Raw genomic sequence first — 20,840 nt, forward strand, 5'->3', positions numbered from 1 at the left:
GGTTCCGAATTCCTTTTACTTGGCGCGCGAGCGGTAGACGATGTCGAGCCAGACGGCGATGACCAGGACGACGCCGACGACGACGTTCTGGATCGGCGTGTCGACATTGGCGAGCCCCATGCCCGATTGCAGCGACTGCATGACCAGGGCGCCGATCATAGCGCCGGCGATCGTGCCGCTGCCGCCGGCAAGCGACGTGCCGCCGATGACCGCCGCAGCGATGGTGAAAAGCTCGTAGGTCGTGCCCTGCGAATTGGCGGCGGCGTTGAGGCGCGCCGTGGAGATCGCCGCGGCAACCGCCGCAAGCAAGCCCATCAGCGCGAAGATGCGCACCGTCACCCAGCGGGTCTTGATGCCGGCGAGTTCGGCTGCTTCCGGGTTACCGCCGATGGCGAAGACATAGCGGCCGAAGCGCAGGCGGGTGGCGATGAAGGTCATGACGATGCCGATGCCGACGGCGATCAGCACGGGCACGGCGATGCCGTAGGGGATATCGAGCCCGGTTTCCGGCCAGGGAATATTGTGCTCGGTCGCGTATTTCTTCGCGATGCCGATGGGCCAGTAATAGATGTTGAAAACGTAGATCGTCACGAGGACGAGGGCGGAGCCGAGGACGGCGAGGAAATATTCCGCCCAGAGCGGCCGGCGCGGGAAGTTGAAGCGCTTGCGCTGATGGCGTCCGCCGATGATGCCGAGAACGATGAAGAGGCAGGCGAGACCGCCGAGGATCCAGCTCCATGTCGCGCCGATCGAGCCTTCGGCGCCGCCGCCCATGATGCGGAAGGTGGCATCGAGCGGGGCAACCGTCTGGCCGCTGGTGACGTACCAGGCAAGGCCGCGCCAGGCGAGGAAGCCGCCGAGGGTGACGATGAAGGAGGGGACATTGAAGAAAGCGATGATCACGCCCTGGAAAGTGCCGAGCAGCGTGCCGACGACGAGGCCGCAGATCAGCGTGATGACCCAGGTCCAGGAGCTGTCGAAGCCGAGATAGGCCGGCAGATATTTCGCCTGGACGACGCCCATGACCATGGCGACGAAACCGAGCATCGAGCCGACGGAAAGATCGATATTGCGGGTGACGATTACGAGCACCATGCCGGTGGCAAGTACCGCAATTTCACAGGTCTGGACGGAAAGGTTCCAGAGATTTCGGGGTGTCAGGAACAGGCCGCCGGTATAAAGATCGAAGCCGATCCAGATGATCAGCAGCGCGCCGACCATGCCGAGCAGGCGGGTATCGATTTCGGTGGCACGCAGAAAGCGCGTGATTGCGCCTTCCTCTGCATTGCGCGGACCGCTCGATGTTGTGGAATGCGTCAGGTCGGCCATCGCTTTGCCGTTCTCCCACTGTTGGGCGCAGGCCCGCGAATGCTTTTCATTGATCGCTGGGCAGTATCCGCGCTGGTCACAATAGACGCCATCGCTCGCCCATCCGGCGTCTGCCGGTTCCACGACCGCCGTCCGGCAGGCCGATCGGATATGCGATGACGCAACACATGCGGGAAGCCTTGCGTCTCCATTCTGGGTGGAGTTGCGGGCCTCTTATCCGCATTCGACGCCGCAACGGAGAGCCCCTTGCGGCGTCGGCATTATCTTCGGGTCAACTCGTCAGCCAAGTGCTTACTTGCAGGCAGCGACGCTGCCGGCCTTGACGCCCTGGCAGGCTTCAGCCTTGGAGATCCAGCCGGCGTCGATGACGACGTTCAGATTGTCCTTGGTGATCGGGATCGGGGTCAGGAAGACCGACTTCATCGCAACATGCTTCGGGCCACCGTTGAAGGTCTGTACGCCATCGATCTGGTCCTGGGTCTTGCCGCCGGCAAGAGCGAGGGCGATTTCAGCGGCGCGCTTGCCGAGCTCGCGCGAGTCCTTCCAGACCGAAACGGTCTGCGTGCCGAGCGCGATGCGGTTCAGAGCGGCCTTGTCGGCGTCCTGGCCGGAAACCGGCACGGAACCTGCGAGGCCCTGGGCGTCGAGTGCAGCGACTGCGCCGCCGGCGGTGCCGTCGTTGGAGGCGACGACCGCGTCAACCTTGTTGTTGTTGGCGGTCAGGAACTGCTCCATGTTGCGCTGCGCGTTCTGCGGCAGCCAGCCATCCGTGTAGGCTTCGCCGACATTCTTGATCTTGCCGGCGTCGATGGCGGACTTCAGCACTTCCATCTGGCCCGCGAAGAGGAAGTCGGCATTCGGGTCGGACGACGAGCCCTTGATGAAGACGTAGTTGCCTTCCGGCTTTGCCTTCAGCACGTCGCGAGCCTGCATGCGACCCACTTCCTTGTTGTCGAAGGTGATGTAGAAGGCGGCCGGATTTTCGATCAGGCGGTCGTAGCCGACCACTGGAATGCCCTCGTCGGCGGCCTTTTCAACGGCCGGGCCGATGGCGTCGGAATCCTGCGCGAGAATGATGAGGGCGTTGGCGCCCTGGGAAATCAGCGACTCGACGTCGGTCAGCTGCTTGGAAGCGGACGACTGGGCGTCGGCGGAAATGTACTTGGCGCCGGCTGCCGCGAGCGCCTTCTTGATGGCGGCTTCATCGGTCTTCCAACGCTCTTCCTGGAAGTTCGACCAGGAAACGCCGACGACGAGATCCTTGGCGAAGGCGGCCGTCTGCATGGTCAAAACGATGGCTGCGCCCGCAGCCAGCTTGATGAAAGCTTTCATGTGATCCTCCCGATTGAATGCGGCCGCACGTATCCTTAACTCCCGTCGGCCGCGGCGAAAATGCTGACAAGAAAAGCTTTGGATTTTTTTCTCGACAGTCGAGAAATTTAGTGTCAGAGATTTTTTCAACTGTCAACACCCGCATTGCCGGCTTTCATCGGTCATCCGAAATGGGCTATCAGGGCTGCGGAAGGGGAGGGTTGATGAGCGGGGAGCTTGCCGATGCTGGCCAAATCGAGCACCGAATTGGTCCGTCAAAAGAACAGCGCTTTGGTCTTGTCGGCGCTGCGCCGGCACGGCCCGCTTGCCCATACCGAGCTTTCTGACTTTACGAAACTCTCCTCCGCGACCGTGTCGGTCATCACAGCCGATCTCGAACGGGCGCAGATCATCGAAAAGGCGGAGCAGCAGGCCGCCAGTGGCCGCGGGCGGCCGCGCGTGCTGTTTTCGCAGCGGCGTGATTGCGGCTATCTCATCGTCGTTGTCATCTCGTCGGATGCCGTGCAATATTCCCTTGTCGATTATACCGGCCGCCTGATCGACCGTTTCACCGAGGACAGGCAGCAGAACGTCGTCGATGTCGATCGCTTCGTGGCCGGATTGCGCGATGCCTTGAACCGGATCGTCACCCGTTCGCAATTGTCGCGCGACAAGGTGCTGATGATCTCGATCAGCAGCAAGGGGCTCGTCGATGCGTCCGAACCAGTGCTGCGCTGGTCGCCGATCTTCGGGCGCGCCGAGATCGATTTCGCCGCCGTGCTTCGTGACGAATGGACAGCGCAAGTCATTCTTGGCAACGAGACCCTGCTGGTGGCCGCGGCCCTCGGGCGGCAGGAGGAAATCAGCACGCGTGGCGGTTTCCGCGCAATGGCGGCGCTGTCGCTTGGCCACAGCATCGGGCTCGGCATCGTGCGCCGAGATCAGGAGGGTAATCATCATATCTCGGCGCCGAATTTCGGGCATATGATGCATGTACCGGGCGGTGGTCTTTGCCGCTGCGGCGCACGCGGCTGCATTGAGGCCTATGCAGGCTTTTATGCCATGCTGCGCACGGCTTTCGACGTGCCGCTCGACACGATCCCGGCGAAGTTCGTTCCTATCGCCGAACTCGACAAGATCGCAGCGAGCGCGCGCCATGGCGGGCGCCGCAATGTGCTGGCCTTCCGTCAGGCCGGCCTGGCGCTCGGCAATGGCCTTTCGCGCGTCCTGAGCCTGCACGAGCGGATGCCGATCGTCATCACCGGTCCGGGCGTACGCTATTATGATCTGCTGATCGAGGGCATAACCGAGGGACTGGCGGAATCGCATGTCGTGCGCATGGAGGGCATGCCGGAGCTGCGCGTCATCGTCGACGAGCCGACGCTCGTCTTCGAAGGGCATCTGAACCGTGCATTTTCGATCATCGACAATGATATCGTGAAAAGGAGCGGATCGGTCGTGGAATTGCGCGACCGGGCCGGTTGAGAGCCACGACGCGAAAGTTCGGCACTGCGACTGGCTGCAGCGCCGCTGTTGGACTCAATCCGTCAGGCCCAAGGGTTGCTCTTCCTCGCGAATGTGCAGGATGCGGTCGATCAATCCCCATTCCAGCGCTTCTTCCGCCGTCATGAAGTGATCGCGATCCATGGCGCGCTCGAATTCCTCATAGGAGCGGCCGCAATGCTCGGCGTAGAGCCGTGTCATGCGGTGTTTCGTTCGTCTCATTTCTTCAGCGTGGATAAAGATGTCCGATGCCTGCCCCTGGAAGCCGCCCAAGGGCTGATGGATATGGATGCTGGCATTGGGCAGCGCGGTGCGCTGGCCCGGTTCGCCGGCCATCAGCAGAAAAGACCCCATTGAACGAGCCGTCCCCATGCAGAGCGTATGCACCGGCGCGCGGATGTAGCGCATGGTATCGTACATGGCGAGGCCGCTGGTCACGACGCCTCCGGGCGAATTGACATAAAGGCTGATCGGTTTCTTCGGGCTTTCCGCCTCGAGAAATAAGAGTTGGGCGCAGACGAGGGCTGAGACGGTATCGTTCACCTCGCCATTCAGGAAGATGATCCTCTCGCGCAGCAAGCGGGAATAGATGTCGAAAGACCGCTCTCCTCTGCTGGATTGTTCCACGACCATGGGGACGAGTTGCATCGCTTCGCGCATCGGCGAACTCCAATATTCTTGAAATTGTTGATCTATTCAGAGCGTCAGGCGGCGCGCATGACGGTCAGGCTGTTATTGTTTGCCGCAGCCTTTTCAGCCTGGCGAAGCCGCACATCATCAAGTTCGTGGATGATCCGCAGGCTCGTGCCGCCGTTTGCGTTCGGAGCTATCCTGAAGGTTACGGTGCTTTCGAGGAATGGCGGCGCGTCGTCGCGCAGGCGGTAGCGCACCTCTTCACCTGGCGTGACGGATATTGCCTGGGGATCGGCCAAGGCTTCCTTCGGCAGCCAGTTTTCGCGAAGTTCGGGAGTGCTGACCGCGCGCCACACCTTCTGAGGGGGCTCGTTGAGATCGTACTCAAGTTCGATGCCGGGTTTGCGGGCAGGGATTTTCCGGTCGTTCATTGGTCCATATCCTTCAGCAAGACCTTGAGAGCTTCGATGCGGGCGGGCCAGTAGGCGCGGTATTTCGCCAGCCATTGCGCAATGAGGGCAAGCCCCTCCGGATCGACTTCGTAATTCACGAACCGCCCCTGTCGTTCTTCCCTGACCAGCCCGGCGCCGCGCAGAACGGCGAGATGCTGGGACATGGCCGGCTGGCTGATATCAATGCCTTCGCGAAGGGCGCTGGCATTCATGCCACCGGCGGCGAGCTTTTCAAAAATGGCGCGGCGGGTCGGATCCGCCAAAGCCCGGAATATCTCGTTCTCTATCATGAGAACAGATAAGCACGTACTTATGCGATTCGCAAGAGGTTTCGACAACGGAGAACGGCAGCCTCGAAAGGCGAGGCTGGCACGGGCCTTCCGGCCAAAGAAAAGGTCCGCCGCGAAGCGATTCGCGGCGGACCTTTTGGGAGGATCGTATTTCTTGCAGGAATTGCGGCTGCTTAGCCGACCTTTATCAGGCGGCCTTCCTTGACCGACTGCAGGGCGGCATCCGCCAGCTTCAGGGCGGCGAGGCCATCGGTGCCCGAGGGAGTGATGGTGGCGCCCTTTTCGACTGCGGCGATGAAGCTTGCGATCTCGTTAGCATAGGCTTCCGTGTAGCGCGTCATGAAGAAATCATGCAGCGGCGGGCGGGTGTAGCCATCGCCATTGGCGACTTCGATCGAGAAGGGGCGCTGGTTTTCGGCTGCTACCATGCCCTTCGAGCCGTGGATTTCGATGCGCTGATCGTAGCCGTAGGTGGCGCGCCGGGAATTGGAGATGATCGCCTGCTTGCCCGACGCCGTCTGGAGGATGACGGAAACGCTGTCGTAATCGCCAGCTTCGCCGATCGCCTTGTCGACCAGCACGGCCGCGGTTGCGGTCACGGCCACAGGCTCTTCGCCGAGCAGGAAGCGGGCCATGTCGAAATCATGGATGGTCATGTCGCGGAAAATGCCGCCGGAGCGCTTGATGTAATCGACGGGCGGGGCGCCCGGATCGCGCGAGGTGATCGTCACCATCTCCACAGTGCCGATGCGGCCTTCGTCGATGGCCTTCTTGACGGCCATGAAATGCGGGTCGAAGCGGCGGTTGAAGCCGACCATCAGCTTGCCCTTGGTTTCCTTGACGACCTTGATGCAGGCCTCGACGCGGGCGACGTCGAGATCCACCGGCTTCTCGCAGAAGACGGCCTTGCCGGCGCGAGAGAAGCGCTCGATAAGATCGGCATGGGTATCGGTCGGCGTGCAGATGACGACGGCATCGATATCGTTTGCCGCTTCGATGGCCTCGATGGTGCGCACTTCGCAGCCATAGGCGGCTGAAATTGCTTCCGCTGCCGCCGGAAAGGCATCCGCGACGGCAACGAGCCTGGCGTTGGCATCGCCGCTGACGGCCTTCGCATGCACCTTGCCGATGCGTCCGGCGCCGAGCAGGCCAAATCTGACAGTCATTCTTACCTCCCTGAATTCGGAATAAATGGACCGAATATCTACCTCTATGGAATTTTCATTCCATTTTCCGGCGACGGCGTCAAGCCGCCTGGACTTCACAATTCTCAAAAATGCTGTTCGATCTCGGCCTAGCCGAAATCAGCCCGCAAAACCTTATTTTATCCGGACCGCTTCACAATTTTCCCAATGATGCGCTAAAGACAAGTCTTCTTGAATAGGCAAAAGAGACCCATGCAACTGATCGATCCCAGTCACCCGCTCTATAAGCCGCTTTGGGTGCGCATCCTCATCGTGGCTGTCTGTTTTGGCTGGGCAGCCGTCGAAACCTTTGGCTCGCAGCCGTTCTGGGCCATGCTGTCAGGAGCGCTTGGTGTCTATTCGGCCTGGATGCTGCTTCTGAATTTCAAGCCTCAACCGCCTGCGGCAACCAATGATGCGCCCGCGCGGGACGATGTCGCCGAGGATGACGGGCCTGCGGAAGATAAGAAATAATCATCGCCTTAGGCGGCGGATGGCTTCGTCGATCAGCTGATTGGCAAGCGTCATGCGGGTCGTCGCCTGTTCGCGGAAGAGGGCGGCGATGCTGTCCGGGTGATTGGCCTTGGCGAAGCTGCGGCGTTTTTCCTGCAGAGCTTCGCGCGTAAGGTCCGAGGTGATTGCAAGCTCCGCGGCGATCTCTTCCCGTGACGTTCGTGCCAGATGTTTCGGCATGACCGGCGGCTCCGGCTCCGGCTCCTGCGGCGCAGGTTCGGGTTCCGGTTCGGGCGGGATAATCGGATCGCCGAGATTGTCGCGATAGGCTTCGTCGGGCCGGTGCGTTTCCGGCGCCTCGCCGCCGAGCACCGTCGCGGCAAAGCTGACATTGAGGCCGCGGATGCGGTGCGCCTCTTCCTTTTCCGGCGCATCCTCCTCGGTATCGAGGCGGTCGAGCACGGATTGAAACAATGATTGCCTGAACAACATGCGAGCCTCCACGCCAAGTTTCATAGGAGCGGAAGTTGGCGTGGAGCTTATGGGCATGCATCCGCGAACGTAACGTTATGTCAGCGCAAGATTCCTGCTCTCTTCCAGGATCATGTCGTGCAGCAGCCGGGCGCTCGGCGGCATGGCGCGTTCGCGCGCTGTGATCAGGCTGTAGGGCCTGACATCGATGTCGAAGTCGATCGGCAGGATGGAGGATTCGCCGGCCTGCGATGTCTGCCCGCAGATGAATTGCGCCATGTCCAGCGCAATGGGAGCAACGGCATCCGTCTTGCAGACCACGGCAAGCGTCAACAGCAGGGACGAGGTGTTGATGACATTTTCCGGCAGGGGCACGCCTGCCGCAAGGAAGATGTCCTCCACCTTGCGCCGCAGCAACGTGCCGGGTGGCTGGAAGACCCAGTCGTAGCCGGCGAGGTCCGGCAGGCTGGCCACTCCCTTTTCGAGCAGTGGATGTCCGTTGCGGACCACGAGGCAGGCTTTCTCGACGCCGATTTCATGGGCGGTGAAGAGGCGCGGATCGAGATCGTCGGGAATGCGGCTGATGATGAAGTCGTGGCGGGCGGTCAGCAGCTCGCGCGCTAGGACATTGCTGTTCTCCACTTCGATATTGATCTCGATGCCCGGATAGGTGCGCGTTACCCGCTGGATTGCCGGCACCACCAGGCTGATCGCCGGGGCGGTTACCGCGCCCAGAAAGACGGAGCCGCCCTTGCCGGTCCGCAAGGCGCCGAGCTCGCGGCCCGCCTCACGCAACTCGAGCAGGATCTTGCGCGCCCGTTTGGCGAGCGCAAGGCCGAATGGGGTCAGCACGACGCCCCGGGCGACGCGCTCGTAGAGCGGACTTTTGACAATTGACTCCATTTCGGAGAGCATGCGTGAAGCCGCTGGTTGTGACATGTTCATGGACTCGGCGGCGGCCGAAATTTGCCCATGGTCCTCGATTGTGACAATCATTCGCAGGTGATTGAGCTTCAAACCGGCTTTCAACAACGTGTCGTCGCGAAAATTGTCGGAATGAATCTCAATGCCATCGCTCAAATAATCGTTATATATTTTCTCCATGACGGCCAAATTTCCCATTCGTCGGCAAAAAAGTACTATTTTTTACCATTATATCAAAGTTGGTATATGTTTTACCAGTTATTCTATTTGACAGATATACGAAATCGTACGAGTTTGCCGATCGTGCGCTGGGTACAGCTCATAGACCGTGAGAGCGTGGAGGAGACCTACTTCGTTTCTCACAATTAGAAGTAAACCATTCCTTCTACGGAACCTGCCGCAGTTTCGGGCGGGCATTTTTTGTCCGCCACATTAAACAACAAGGGAGAGAGTAATGAAATCCATTATCTCATTGATGGCCGGCGCTGCATTCGGCGTCGCCACGCTGGTGGTACCTGCCTTCGCGGCGGACAAGGGCACAGTAGGCATTGCCATGCCGACCAAGGCTTCGGCCCGCTGGATCGACGACGGCAACAACATCGTCAAGCAGCTCCAGGCTGCCGGTTACGGCACCGACCTGCAGTATGGCGACGACGACATTCCGAACCAGCTGTCGCAGATCGAAAACATGGTCACCAAGGGCGACAAGGTTCTCGTCATCGCTTCGATCGACGGCACCACGCTGTCCGACGTTCTGCAGAAGGCACACGATGCCGGCATCAAGGTCATCGCTTACGACCGCCTGATCCGCAACAGCGGCAACGTCGACTACTATGCGACCTTCGACAACTTCAAGGTCGGCGTTCTCCAGGCCGGCTCGATCGTCGACGCTCTCGGCCTCAAGGACGGCAAGGGTCCGTTCAATATCGAGCTTTTCGGCGGTTCTCCGGACGACAACAACGCCTTCTTCTTCTATGACGGCGCAATGTCGGTTCTGAAGCCCTACATCGACAGCGGCAAGCTGGTCGTGAAGTCCGGCCAGATGGGCATGGACAAGGTCGGTACGCTGCGTTGGGACCCGGCAACGGCCCAGGCTCGTATGGATAACCTGCTGTCGGCTTATTACACCGACTCCCACGTCGATGCCGTTCTGTCTCCGTATGACGGCCTGTCGATCGGTATCCTCTCCTCGCTCAAGGGCGTTGGTTACGGTTCCGGCGGCGTGAAGCTTCCGATCGTTACCGGTCAGGACTCCGAAATTCCGTCGGTCAAGTCGATCATCGCCGGCGAGCAGCATTCCACGATCTTCAAGGACACCCGTGACCTCGCTAAGGTCACCGTCGGCATGGTCAACGCTCTGATGGAAGGCAAGACGCCTGAAGTCAACGACAGCAAGACCTACGACAACGGCGTCAAGGTTGTTCCGTCTTACCTGCTGACCCCGGTCGCAGTCGACAAGACCAACTACGAGAAGATCCTCGTCGAAGGCGGTTACTACAAGGCTGATCAGCTGAAGTAATTTTCCAACATAGCGGTCAGGGCTCGCTGAAACGCGAGCCCTGGCTTTGATATTTAAGACGATCGCGCGGTCTGCTATGCTCGGTCGCGGCGTTGGATACGGACAATGGACAATACCATCCTCGAAATGCGGAGCATTACCAAGTCGTTCCCCGGTGTGAACGCCCTGGAAAATGTTAATTTAAAGGTCCGTCAGGGCGAGATTCATGCTTTGGTCGGCGAAAATGGAGCCGGCAAGTCCACTCTCATGAAGGTGCTCTCGGGTGTTTACCCGGCCGGCACCTACGACGGCGACATCTACTATGATGGCGCGGTCCGCCAGTTCAGGACCATCAAGGACTCCGAAGAAATCGGCATCATCATCATCCATCAGGAGTTGGCGCTCGTTCCGCTTCTTTCGATTGCCGAAAATATCTTCCTGGGCAACGAGGTCGTCGCCAATGGGATGATCAATTGGCAGGAAACCTTCACCCGCACCAAGCAACTCCTTGCCAAGGTCGGTCTCAGGGAATCTCCGAATACGCTCGTGACCGACATCGGCGTCGGCAAGCAGCAGCTCGTCGAGATCGCCAAGGCCTTGTCGAAGAGCGTCAAGCTTCTCATTCTCGACGAGCCGACGGCATCGCTCAACGAAAGCGATTCCGATGCTCTCCTCAATCTCCTCATGGAGTTCCGCAACCAGGGCATCACCTCGATCATCATCACGCACAAGCTCAACGAAGTGCGCAAGGTGGCCGATCAGATCACGGTATTGCGCGACGGCATGACGGTGAAGGCACTGAATTGTCGCGAGGAAGAGATCAGCGAAGACATCATCATTCGCAACATGGTCGGACGTGAGCTGGCCGACCGCTATCCGCCGCGCTCGGTGCCGATCGGCGAGACGATCTTCGAAGTCAAGAACTGGAATGCGTTCCATCAGCAGCACCGTGACCGCCAGGTCCTGCACGACATCAACGTCAATGTGCGCAAGGGCGAAGTGGTCGGCATTGCCGGCCTGATGGGCGCGGGGCGCACCGAATTCGCCATGAGCGTCTTCGGCAAGTCCTACGGCCACAAGATCAGCGGTGAAGTCTTCGTCGACGGCAAGCAGGTCGATACCAGCACCGTTCGCAGGGCGATCGACGCCGGTCTCGCCTACGTGACGGAAGACCGCAAGCAACTCGGCCTCGTTCTGACGAACAATATTCTGCACAATACGACGCTTGCCAACCTGATGGGCGTCTCCAAGGCAACGGTCATCGACGACGTACGCGAGCTGCAGGTGGCGACGAACTATCGCGCCAAGCTGCGCATCCGTTCGTCCGGTGTTTTCCAGGAGGCAGGCAACCTGTCCGGCGGCAACCAGCAGAAGGTGGTGCTGTCGAAGTGGCTGTTCTCGGATCCGGATGTCCTGATCCTCGACGAGCCGACGCGCGGCATCGATGTCGGCGCCAAATACGAAATTTATTCCATCATCAACCAGCTTGCCGCCGACGGAAAGGGCGTTCTGATGATCTCATCGGAAATGCCCGAGCTTCTCGGTACCTGCGACCGCATCTACGTCATGAATGAGGGTCGAATCGTTGCCGAGCTGCCGAAGGCAGAGGCAAGCCAGGAGAGTATCATGCGCGCTATCATGCGCTCAGGGGAGAAGCATCAATGAGTTCGGCCAACCCAGCCACGGAAAGCAGCCACGTCGTTTCCATCGGCGATCACATCCGCAACAACATCCGCGAATACGGCATGTTGATCGCGCTCGTCGTCATCATGCTGCTGTTCCAGTATCTCACCAACGGCGTTCTGTTCAGGCCGCAGAACCTGACCAACATCGTGCTGCAGAATTCGTTCATCGTCATCATGGCGCTCGGCATGCTGCTGGTCATCGTGGCCGGCCATATCGATCTCTCCGTGGGCTCCGTTGTCGGCTTCGTCGGCGCGGTTGCAGGCGTGCTGGTCGTGCAGATGCATATGAACCTGGCGCTTGCGACGGTCATTTGTCTTCTGATGGGCGCCGCGGTCGGCGCCTGGCACGGATATTTCATCGCCTACCACCGCATCCCATCGTTTATCGTCACGCTTTCCGGCATGCTGGTCTTCCGCGGCCTGACCTATACGATCATCAACACCACGGGCAACGGCAGCAGCATCGGTCCTTTCCCACCGGCGTTCCAGATCGTCGCGACCGGCTTCATTCCCGATTTCGTCGATATGGGCGGCATCCATTCGACATCGATCTTCCTGACCATTGCCATCCCGATTGTGATGTTCCTCCTCGCGTGGCGCGGTCGCAGCGTGAACGAGAAGCATGGCATCGATGTCGAGCCTTTCAGCTTCTTTATCGGCCAGAATCTGGTGATCGCCGCAGCGACCATTTTCATCGGCTACCAGATCTCCTCCTACAGAGGACTGCCGAACGTTCTGGTTCTCATGCTGCTGTTGATCGCCCTCTACGGTTTCGCAACCCAGCGCACCACGATCGGCCGCCGCATCTATGCCATGGGCGGCAATGAGAAGGCGACGAAGCTTTCGGGTATCGATACCCGCCGCCTGACGTTCTACACCTTCATCAACATGGGCATTCTTGCCAGCATCGCCGGCATCATCATCGCCACGCGCCTGAATTCGGCAACGGCCAAGGGCGGCGACGGCCTTGAGCTCGACGTGATCGCGGCTTGCTTCATAGGTGGCGCGTCTGCCTCCGGCGGCGTCGGCAAGGTGACGGGTGCCGTTATCGGTGCCTTGATCATGGGCGTGCTGAACCAGGGCATGTCGATCCTCGGATACCAGACGGACTCGCAGAAGATGATCAAGGGCGCTGTCCTGCTCGCCGCCGTGTTCATCGACGTCTACAACAAGAACAAGGGCTGATCGCTTAAGCGACCAGCCGAGACTTTAAAACCAAATCCATGACAGAGTCCGGCTCTCGCTGAGAGCCGGAACGGTAAACTGCATCCGATCTCTGTCTGTTAGGAAAGGATGAAAGACATGCTTATCTCGCAGATCAAGGGTTCGAACGGCGATATCGTCGTTGTCGTGCGCAACGGACCCGGCGAAGCTGCCAAGGCCGTCGTCAATGCCGGCAGCGTCTATAAGCTTGCGATGGAAGCAGCCGACAGCGGCAAATCGCTGGCGTCGGTCATCGAGGCACATGGTCTCGGCGAAACGGTCGACCTCGAAAAGGTCTATGCCGAAGGCCGCTTCCTGCCGCCGATCACGCATCCAGATGCTGCCCATCTGCATCTGACCGGCACGGGCCTGACGCATCTCGGCTCGGCCGCCACGCGCGATTCCATGCACAAGAAGACGACGGAAGCGGCTGAAGAGACGCTGACCGACTCCATGAAGATGTTCAAGATGGGCATCGAGGGCGGTAAGCCGAAGGCGGGCGAGAAGGGCGTTCAGCCCGAATGGTTCTACAAGGGCAACGGCTATGGCGCCGCGGCCCCAGGTGCCGCGCTGGTGTCGCCTTCCTTTGCGCTCGACGGCGGCGAGGAGCCGGAGATGGCCGGCATCTACGTCATAGCCAAGGATGGCACGCCGTTTCGCATCGGCTTTGCGCTCTCGAACGAGTTTTCCGATCACGTCACCGAGCGGATCAACTATCTCTACCTCGCCCATTCCAAGCTGCGTCCGGCAAGCTTCGGCCCCGAGATCCGTATTGGTGCGGCGCCCGAGGATATCCGCGGAACGTCCCGCATCAAGCGCGGCGACAAGGTGATCTTCGAAAAGCCTTTCCTTTCCGGGGAAGCGAACATGTCGCATACCTTTGCCAATCTTGAATATCACCACTTCAAGTACGGCCTCTTCCGCGTTCCCGGCGATGTGCACGTGCACATGTTCGGCACGGCGACGCTTTCGTTTGCGGAAGGTATCAAGCCGGAAGCCGGTGACGTCTTTGAAATCGAGGTTGCCGAATTCGGCCTGCCGCTGCGCAATCCGCTGGCGGTTGACGCCGAGGAAAACGTGGCTGTTCGCCAGCTGTAATTCGTCGAGCCCGGCCGCAAGGTTCGGCCGGGCATTTTCAATACGATCCAGGAAGGCATGACGCCATGAGCATTCATCAGAATTTGATCGCCGGCGAGTGGACCGGGACGACGGGTAGCGAGAATATCAACCCGTCGGACACGAACGAGGTCGTCGGCCTCTATGCCAGCGCGAATGCGCAGGATGTTGCCGATGCGATCGCAGCTGCCAAGGCTGCGTTCCCGGCCTGGTCGCGCTCCGGCATTCTGGAACGCCATACGATCCTGAAGAAGGCCGGCGAGGAGATTCTGGCGCGCAAGGATGAGCTCGGCGCGCTGCTGGCTCGCGAAGAGGGCAAGACGCTGCCGGAAGCGATCGGCGAGACCATCCGCGCCGCGCAGATCTTCGAATTCTTCGCTGGCGAGGCGCTGCGCCTGGCAGGCGAGGTGGTGCCCTCCGTGCGCCCGAACATCGGTGTCGAGATCACCCGCGAGCCGCTCGGCGTCATCGGCGTTATCACCCCCTGGAACTTCCCGATCGCCATTCCTGCCTGGAAGATCGCGCCGGCGCTCTGCTATGGCAACACCGTCGTCTTCAAGCCGGCCGATCTCGTGCCCGGCTGCTCGTGGGCAATCGTCGATATCCTCCACCGCGCCGGCCTGCCGAAGGGCGTGCTGAACCTTGTCATGGGCAAGGGCTCGGTCGTCGGCCAGGCGATGCTCGACAGCCCGGTTCTGTCCGGCATCACCTTCACTGGCTCGGTCGGTACCGGCAAGCGCGTGGCGCTGTCTTCGGTCGAGCATGGCCGCAAGTACCAGCTGGAAATGGGCGGCAAGAACCCGATGGTCGTGCTTGACGATGCCGACCTGACGGTTGCCGTCGAGGCGGCTGCCAATTCCGCCTTCTTCTCGACCGGCCAGCGCTGCACGGCCTCGTCGCGGCTGATCGTCACCGAAGGCGTTCACGACCGGTTCGTGGCGGCGCTGACGGAGAAGCTGAAGACGCTGAACGTCGATAATGCCCTGAAATCGGGCACGCATATCGGCCCGGTGGTCGATGCCAAGCAGCTGAAGACGGATACCGACTATATCGAGATCGGCAGGCAGGAAGGCGCCAAGCTTGCCTTCGGCGGCGAACTCGTCAACCGCGACACGCCCGGCTTCTACCTGCAGCCGACGCTGTTCACCGAGGCGACGAACCAAATGCGCATCAGCCGCGAAGAGATCTTCGGGCCGGTCGCCTCGGTCATCCGGGTGAAAGATTACGAAGAGGCGCTGGCAACGGCCAACGACACGCCGTTCGGATTGTCCTCCGGCATTGCCACGACAAGCCTGAAGCATGCGACGCATTTCAAGCGAAATGCCGAAGCGGGCATGGTGATGGTGAACCTGCCAACGGCGGGCGTCGACTTCCACGTGCCGTTCGGCGGCCGCAAGGGTTCGTCCTTCGGTTCGCGCGAGCAGGGCAAATATGCCGCCGAATTCTTCACAACCGTCAAGACCGCTTACACGCTCGCCTGACGATCGAATCCAAAGCCTGGGCGCGGACGAGGCGGCCTGGGCGACGCAAAGGGTACTGAGACAATGAAAAAGAAAGCTGAATGGCCGCGCAAGCTGCGCTCCTATGACTGGTTTGGCGGCACCGGCAAGAATGCGATCATGCATCGCTCCTGGATGAAGAACCAGGGCCTGCCGGCCGACACCTTCGACGGCCGGCCGATCATCGGCATCTGTAATACCTGGTCGGAGCTGACGCCCTGCAACGCGCACTTGCGCGATCTTGCGGAGCGCGTGAAGCGTGGTGTTTACGAAGCGGGCGGTTTCCCCGTGGAGTTCCCGGTCTTCTCCGTCGGCGAAAGCACGCTCCGCCCGACGGCGATGATGTTCCGCAACCTGGCGGCCATGGACGTCGAAGAAGCGATCCGTGGCAATCCGGTCGATGGCGTCGTGCTGCTTGGCGGCTGCGACAAGACCACGCCGAGCCTGCTGATGGGTGCTGCCTCCGTCGACATCCCGGTGATCCTCGTTTCCGGCGGTCCGATGCTGAACGGCAAGTGGCGCGGCAAGGATGTCGGTTCCGGCACGGCGATCTGGCAGTTCTCGGAAATGGTGAAGTCCGGCGAGATGTCGCTGGACGAGTTCATGGATGCCGAGCAGGGCATGGCCCGCTCGGCCGGCAGCTGCATGACCATGGGCACGGCCTCGACCATGGCGTCGATGGCCGAAGCGCTCGGCATGACGCTGCCAGGCAATGCGGCCATCCCGGCTGTCGATGCCCGCCGCCGCGTCATCTCGCAACTGTCAGGCCGCCGCATCGTCGACATGGTCAAGGAAGACCTGAAGCCTTCGGATATCCTGACCAAGGAAGCCTTTGAGAACGCTATCCGTGTCAATGGCGCCGTTGGCGGTTCGACCAATGCGGTGCTGCACCTGCTGGCGCTTGCCGGCCGTATCGGCGTCGATCTCTCGCTGGACGATTGGGATCGCTTGGGCCGTGAAGTGCCGACGATCGTCAACCTGCAGCCGTCGGGCAAGCACCTGATGGAAGAGTTCTACTATGCCGGCGGCCTGCCCGTCGTCATCAAGGCTGTGGGAGAGATGGGCCTGCTGCACAAGGACGCCATCACCGTCACCGGCGATACGATCTGGGCCGGCGTCAAGGATGTCGTCAACTACAACGACGACGTCATCGTTCCCAGAGAGAAGGCGCTGACACAGTCGGGCGGCATTGCCGTTCTGCGCGGCAACCTCGCGCCCAAGGGCGCCGTCCTGAAGCCGTCGGCCGCTTCGCCGCATCTGATGCAGCACAAGGGCCGCGCCGTCGTCTTCGAAAGCATCGAGGACTACCACGCCCGCATCAACCGCGACGATCTCGACATCGACGAGAACTGCGTCATGGTGCTGAAGTACTGCGGCCCGAAGGGTTATCCGGGCATGGCAGAAGTCGGCAACATGGGCCTGCCGCCGAAGGTGCTGAAGAAGGGCATTACCGACATGATCCGCATTTCGGATGCGCGCATGTCCGGCACGGCCTACGGGACCGTCATCCTGCACACCGCTCCGGAAGCTGCCGATGGCGGCCCGCTGGCGCTGGTCCAGAACGGTGACATTATCGCGGTCGACGTTCCCGCCCGTACCATCCAGCTCGAGGTCTCGGACGAGGAACTGGCAAAGCGCCGCGCCGCCTGGGTTTCCCCGGTCAAGCCGCTCACCGGCGGTTATGGCGGTCTCTATGTAAAGTCGGTCATGCAGGCCGACACCGGCGCCGACCTGGACTTCCTCGTCGGCCCGCGCGGCTCGGAAATCCCGAACAATCGCGACAGTCACTAAGATTTGTGTTTTGAATTAAGAAAGGGGGCGGGGCGAAAGCTCCGCCCTTTTTCTTCTGTGAGCCGCTAACTCTGGCTCTGACTTTGCCCCTGGCTTGCCACCGTCACCTTGACCGTAAGAGTTTCGCCTGGTGTGCCGACCCGCATGCCGGAGACCGGGGCTGCGTCACGATAGCAGAGGCCGGTTGCGACGCGGACGTAGCGGGCGTCGGGGCAGACATCGTTCGCCGGGTCGAAGCCGACCCAGCCGAGGCTGGGAATATGCGCCTCCGCCCAAGCATGCGTGGCCGCTTGCTCGTTCTTGCCCTCCATCATCAGGTAGCCGGAGACGTAACGCGCCGGGATATTCAGCGCGCGGGCGCCGGCGATGAAGATATGGGCATGGTCCTGACAAACGCCGCTCTTCGCCTCCAGAGCCTGTTCTGCCGTTGTCTCTGTGTCACTGGTGCCCGGCTTGTATTCCACGGTCTCGTGGATTGCCTTCATCAGTACATGCATCCTGGCAAGCTCGTCGTCGCCGGAAACGTCGCGCAGCAGATTCTTCGTGAGCTTGCCGGCCTTGGTGCGCGGCGATTCCCGCAAGTAGAGCCAGAGCGGAGCAAAGCCGAGATGCTGTCCTAGCACCCCATTGAGATCTTGTGTTTCGACTTCGCCCAAGGCGATGATTTTTGTCGCGTCCTGCTGGCCGTCAAGCGAGACGAGCGTGATGCGATTGCCGAACTGGTCGTCGTACTCCACTTCGGGTTTGGCGCCCTCAACCGTCAGCTTCCAGTCGATGACCGTTTGCCCGATGCCTGTCAGCGGGGTCAGACGCAGCCGCTGCAGTGAAAACTGCGCCGGCTCGTCGTAGCGATATTCCGTAATATGGCTGATCGTCAGTCTCATGATACCGCCCGCCTACTCGTAGAACCGATAGCCGTCGGAGATTTCGGCGCCGAGTTTATTGCTGTGCGCGACGAAATCTTCGAGGAATTCATGCAGGCCCTGATCCATGATGCGCTTGATCGTCAGGCGCTGCAGTGACTGGCGGATGGCTTCCGCCGTGTCGTGGGCCGGCAGCCGTTTTTCATATTCGGCGCTGAGGTAGCTCATATTGCTGACGATCTTGTCGTAGCAATAGGCGAGCGAACGCGGCATCTGGCCGTTCAAGATCAGGAAGTCGGCAATGTTGGCCGGCTTGTATTCGGGGTCGTAGGCCCATTTATAGGCCCGGTGCGCCGAAACGGATCGCAGGATCGATTCCCATTGGGCGTTGTCGAGCGAGGAGCCGACATGCGAGACTGATGGCAGCAGGACGTAATATTTCACGTCAAGGATGCGGGCCGTATTGTCCGCACGTTCGATAAAGGTGCCGATGCGGGCGAAGTTATAAAGCTCGTTGCGCAGCATCGAGCCGTGAAAGGCGCCGCGGATCAATCCGGCACGCTGTTTGATGACGTCGATCATCTCGGGCAGTTCGGCCGTCTTCAGCCGCTTGCCGAGGATGGACTTCAGCTCGATCCAGCATTCGTTGGTTGCTTCCCAGGTGTCGCGGGTCAGCGCGGTGCGCACCATGCGGGCGTTGTTGCGGCCGTATTCGATGCAGGACATGACACTCGACGGGTTGGAGCGATCGCGCATCAGATAGTCGATCGCGTCGGCACCGGTCAGCTTGCCATGCACTTCGTTATAGGCTTCGCGCACACCTGCGCTTTGCAGGACGCCGTCCCAATCGTCATCGACGGCGTCGCTGCGCGTCAGCGACATACGCTGGCCGGCGTCGACCAGACGGGCTATGTTTTCGGCACGCTCGATGTAACGGAACATCCAGTAGAGGCCATTTGCGGTTCTTCCCAGCATGTCCGTTCAGTCCTCCAGAACCCAGGTGTCTTTGGTGCCGCCGCCCTGGCTGGAGTTGACCACCAACGAGCCTTCCTTCAGCGCCACGCGGGTCAGTCCGCCGGGGATGATCCGTACCTTGTCGGAGACGAGGACGTAGGGCCGCAGATCGACATGCCGCGGCGCAATGCCCTTATTGACCAGGATCGGCACGGTCGACAGCGAAAGGGTTGGCTGCGCGATGTAGTTGTTCGGCTTGCTCTTGAGCTTTTCGGCAAAGGCCGTCCGTTCCTTTTTGGTGGCCGTCGGTCCGACAAGCATGCCGTAGCCGCCGGAGCCATGGACTTCCTTGACGACGAGATCGGCAAGGTTGTCGAGCACATATTTCAGGCTGTCCGGCTCCGAACAGCGCCAGGTCGGCACGTTTTCGAGGATCGGCTTGCGGCCGGTATAGAATTCGACGATCTCCGGCATGTAGGAATAGATCGCCTTGTCGTCGGAAATGCCGGTGCCGGGCGCATTGGCGATGGTAATGTTGCCAGCGCGGTAGACATCCATGATGCCGGGAATGCCGAGCGCGGATTCCGGGCGGAAGGTGAGGGGATCAAGGAAATCGTCGTCGACGCGGCGATAGAGCACATCGATGGCCTCATAGCCTCGCGTCGTGCGCATCTTCACCTTGCCGTCGATGACCCGCAGATCCGAACCTTCGACCAGCTCCACGCCCATCATGTCGGCGAGGAAAGAATGCTCGTAATAGGCGGAGTTGTAGATTCCGGGCGTCAGCACCGCGACGCGCGGCTTGCCCTTGCAGCCGGGAGGGGCGAGCGACGCCAGGCTCTGGCGCAGCAGCAATGGATAGTCTTCGACGCGCTGCACCTTGTTCTGATGGAACAGCTCGGGGAACATCTGCATCATCGTTTCGCGGTTTTCCAGCATGTAGCTGACCCCGGAAGGCGTGCGGGCATTGTCCTCAAGCACATAGAACTGGTCTTCGCCCGTGCGGACGATATCGGTGCCGACGATGTGGGTATAGACGCCGCCTGGCGGGCGGAAGCCGATCATTTCAGGCAGGAAGGCGTCGTTCTTCTCGATCAGCTCGCGCGGGATACGGCCGGCGCGGATGATTTCCTGCTTGTGGTAGATGTCGTGAAGGAAGGCATTGAGCGCGATGACCCGCTGTTCGATGCCCTGGGCAAGCTTGCGCCATTCACGGCCGGATATGATGCGGGGGATGATGTCGAAGGGGATGAGCTTTTCGGAGGAGTCTGCGTGTCCGTAGACCGCGAAGGTAATGCCCGTCTTCCGGAAGATGGTTTCCGCGTCGCGGGATTTGGCAATGAGATGGCCCCTGTCCTGGCCTGAGTACCACTCGAAGTATTTCTCGTAAGGCGCGCGCGGACTTTCATCCGCAGTAATCATTTCATCAAATGCCAAAGGTGCGGTCCCCGTGTTTTCACCCATTTGAATACAATGGTTTTTACAATGCAAGAACTATGCGCAGTTGCCATTGCGAATTTCGCAACGTCGAAAAATGCCGGAGTTACAGGCATTTAAGAATAATCTGACCGTTACTCGCCGGGTTTCGCCGCAACGCTCGGGTCAAAATTTGAGCATCTGCTTCTTTTGCGGACTGAACGCCTGGGTAGTGACTGAGGTTCCTGAAACCAGAGCGATGGCT

General features: G+C 60.4%; 19 protein-coding genes. 8 read left to right on the top strand and 11 right to left on the bottom strand.

Annotated elements, in window-relative coordinates:
• Positions 1-15 precede the first annotated feature (15 nt).
• Positions 16-1,329, bottom strand: coding sequence for a sugar ABC transporter permease (locus HGP16_RS02715; RefSeq protein WP_168838602.1), 1,314 nt, complete (start codon positions 1,327-1,329; stop codon positions 16-18).
• 291 nt (positions 1,330-1,620) lie between these two features.
• A complete protein-coding gene (xylF, locus tag HGP16_RS02720) occupies positions 1,621-2,661 on the bottom strand; it encodes a D-xylose ABC transporter substrate-binding protein (protein ID WP_168838471.1) in 1,041 nt (346 codons plus the stop codon).
• Between the two features lie 222 nt (positions 2,662-2,883).
• Here xylF and HGP16_RS02725 point away from each other — a divergent pair, with 222 nt between their 5' ends.
• Positions 2,884-4,125 carry an ROK family transcriptional regulator gene (locus HGP16_RS02725; protein ID WP_168838472.1) on the top strand — a complete coding sequence of 414 codons (1,242 nt, stop codon included), beginning with the start codon at positions 2,884-2,886 and terminating at the stop codon, positions 4,123-4,125.
• A gap of 54 nt (positions 4,126-4,179) precedes the next feature.
• Here the strand turns inward: HGP16_RS02725 and HGP16_RS02730 are convergent, their stop codons facing one another.
• The 4 genes from HGP16_RS02730 to iolG all read right to left on the bottom strand — a co-directional run bounded on the left by HGP16_RS02730 (position 4,180) and on the right by iolG (position 6,684).
• Entirely contained in the window at positions 4,180-4,803 is a 624-nt protein-coding gene (locus HGP16_RS02730) for an ATP-dependent Clp protease proteolytic subunit (protein WP_168838473.1), read from the bottom strand.
• 44 nt (positions 4,804-4,847) lie between these two features.
• Positions 4,848-5,207, bottom strand: a complete 360-nt coding sequence (locus tag HGP16_RS02735) for an SRPBCC domain-containing protein (protein WP_168838474.1) — start codon at positions 5,205-5,207, stop codon at positions 4,848-4,850.
• Complete coding sequence (locus HGP16_RS02740; protein ID WP_112340583.1) at positions 5,204-5,518, bottom strand: ArsR/SmtB family transcription factor; 315 nt, start codon at positions 5,516-5,518, stop codon at positions 5,204-5,206. The genes HGP16_RS02735 and HGP16_RS02740 overlap by 4 nt, the downstream gene beginning before the upstream one ends.
• A 173-nt stretch (positions 5,519-5,691) precedes the next feature.
• Positions 5,692-6,684, bottom strand: a complete 993-nt coding sequence (iolG, locus tag HGP16_RS02745) for an inositol 2-dehydrogenase (RefSeq protein WP_168838475.1) — start codon at positions 6,682-6,684, stop codon at positions 5,692-5,694.
• 231 nt (positions 6,685-6,915) lie between these two features.
• Here iolG and HGP16_RS02750 point away from each other — a divergent pair, with 231 nt between their 5' ends.
• Complete coding sequence (locus HGP16_RS02750) at positions 6,916-7,176, top strand: hypothetical protein (RefSeq protein WP_168838476.1); 261 nt, start codon at positions 6,916-6,918, stop codon at positions 7,174-7,176.
• Here HGP16_RS02750 and HGP16_RS02755 read toward each other — a convergent pair whose 3' ends face one another.
• Together HGP16_RS02755 and HGP16_RS02760 are read right to left on the bottom strand one after the other, a co-directional pair.
• Complete coding sequence (locus HGP16_RS02755; protein WP_168838477.1) at positions 7,177-7,647, bottom strand: hypothetical protein; 471 nt, start codon at positions 7,645-7,647, stop codon at positions 7,177-7,179.
• A gap of 75 nt (positions 7,648-7,722) precedes the next feature.
• Complete coding sequence (locus HGP16_RS02760; RefSeq protein WP_168838478.1) at positions 7,723-8,730, bottom strand: LysR family transcriptional regulator; 1,008 nt, start codon at positions 8,728-8,730, stop codon at positions 7,723-7,725.
• A gap of 274 nt (positions 8,731-9,004) precedes the next feature.
• Between HGP16_RS02760 and chvE the strand changes: the two genes are divergently transcribed.
• The 6 genes from chvE to araD all read left to right on the top strand — a co-directional run bounded on the left by chvE (position 9,005) and on the right by araD (position 17,342).
• Entirely contained in the window at positions 9,005-10,069 is a 1,065-nt protein-coding gene (gene chvE, locus HGP16_RS02765; RefSeq protein WP_168838479.1) for a multiple monosaccharide ABC transporter substrate-binding protein, read from the top strand.
• 105 nt (positions 10,070-10,174) lie between these two features.
• Positions 10,175-11,713, top strand: a complete 1,539-nt coding sequence (mmsA, locus tag HGP16_RS02770) for a multiple monosaccharide ABC transporter ATP-binding protein (protein WP_168838480.1) — start codon at positions 10,175-10,177, stop codon at positions 11,711-11,713.
• Positions 11,710-12,918, top strand: a complete 1,209-nt coding sequence (gene mmsB, locus HGP16_RS02775; RefSeq protein WP_149634652.1) for a multiple monosaccharide ABC transporter permease — start codon at positions 11,710-11,712, stop codon at positions 12,916-12,918. The genes mmsA and mmsB overlap by 4 nt, the downstream gene beginning before the upstream one ends.
• Positions 12,919-13,035: 117 nt before the next feature.
• Positions 13,036-14,034 (top strand): AraD1 family protein, encoded by a 999-nt coding sequence (araD1, locus tag HGP16_RS02780; RefSeq protein ID WP_168838481.1) that lies wholly within the window; start codon positions 13,036-13,038, stop codon positions 14,032-14,034.
• 65 nt (positions 14,035-14,099) lie between these two features.
• Entirely contained in the window at positions 14,100-15,533 is a 1,434-nt protein-coding gene (locus HGP16_RS02785; protein ID WP_168838482.1) for an aldehyde dehydrogenase family protein, read from the top strand.
• A gap of 63 nt (positions 15,534-15,596) precedes the next feature.
• Entirely contained in the window at positions 15,597-17,342 is a 1,746-nt protein-coding gene (gene araD, locus HGP16_RS02790; protein ID WP_015340744.1) for an L-arabinonate dehydratase, read from the top strand.
• A 65-nt stretch (positions 17,343-17,407) separates the two neighbouring features.
• On the opposite strand, the gene HGP16_RS02795 is transcribed toward araD, so the two are convergent.
• The 3 genes from HGP16_RS02795 to HGP16_RS02805 are packed head-to-tail and all read right to left on the bottom strand — an operon-like array spanning position 17,408 to position 20,596.
• Entirely contained in the window at positions 17,408-18,226 is an 819-nt protein-coding gene (locus HGP16_RS02795; RefSeq protein ID WP_168838483.1) for a transglutaminase family protein, read from the bottom strand.
• Between the two features lie 12 nt (positions 18,227-18,238).
• A complete protein-coding gene (locus tag HGP16_RS02800) occupies positions 18,239-19,180 on the bottom strand; it encodes an alpha-E domain-containing protein (RefSeq protein WP_168838484.1) in 942 nt (313 codons plus the stop codon).
• A 6-nt stretch (positions 19,181-19,186) separates the two neighbouring features.
• Positions 19,187-20,596, bottom strand: coding sequence for a circularly permuted type 2 ATP-grasp protein (locus tag HGP16_RS02805; protein WP_168838485.1), 1,410 nt, complete (start codon positions 20,594-20,596; stop codon positions 19,187-19,189).
• Positions 20,597-20,840 lie beyond the last annotated feature (244 nt).

It is taken from the genome of Rhizobium sp. P40RR-XXII (assembly GCF_012641405.1).
Lineage (GTDB): Bacteria > Pseudomonadota > Alphaproteobacteria > Rhizobiales > Rhizobiaceae > Rhizobium.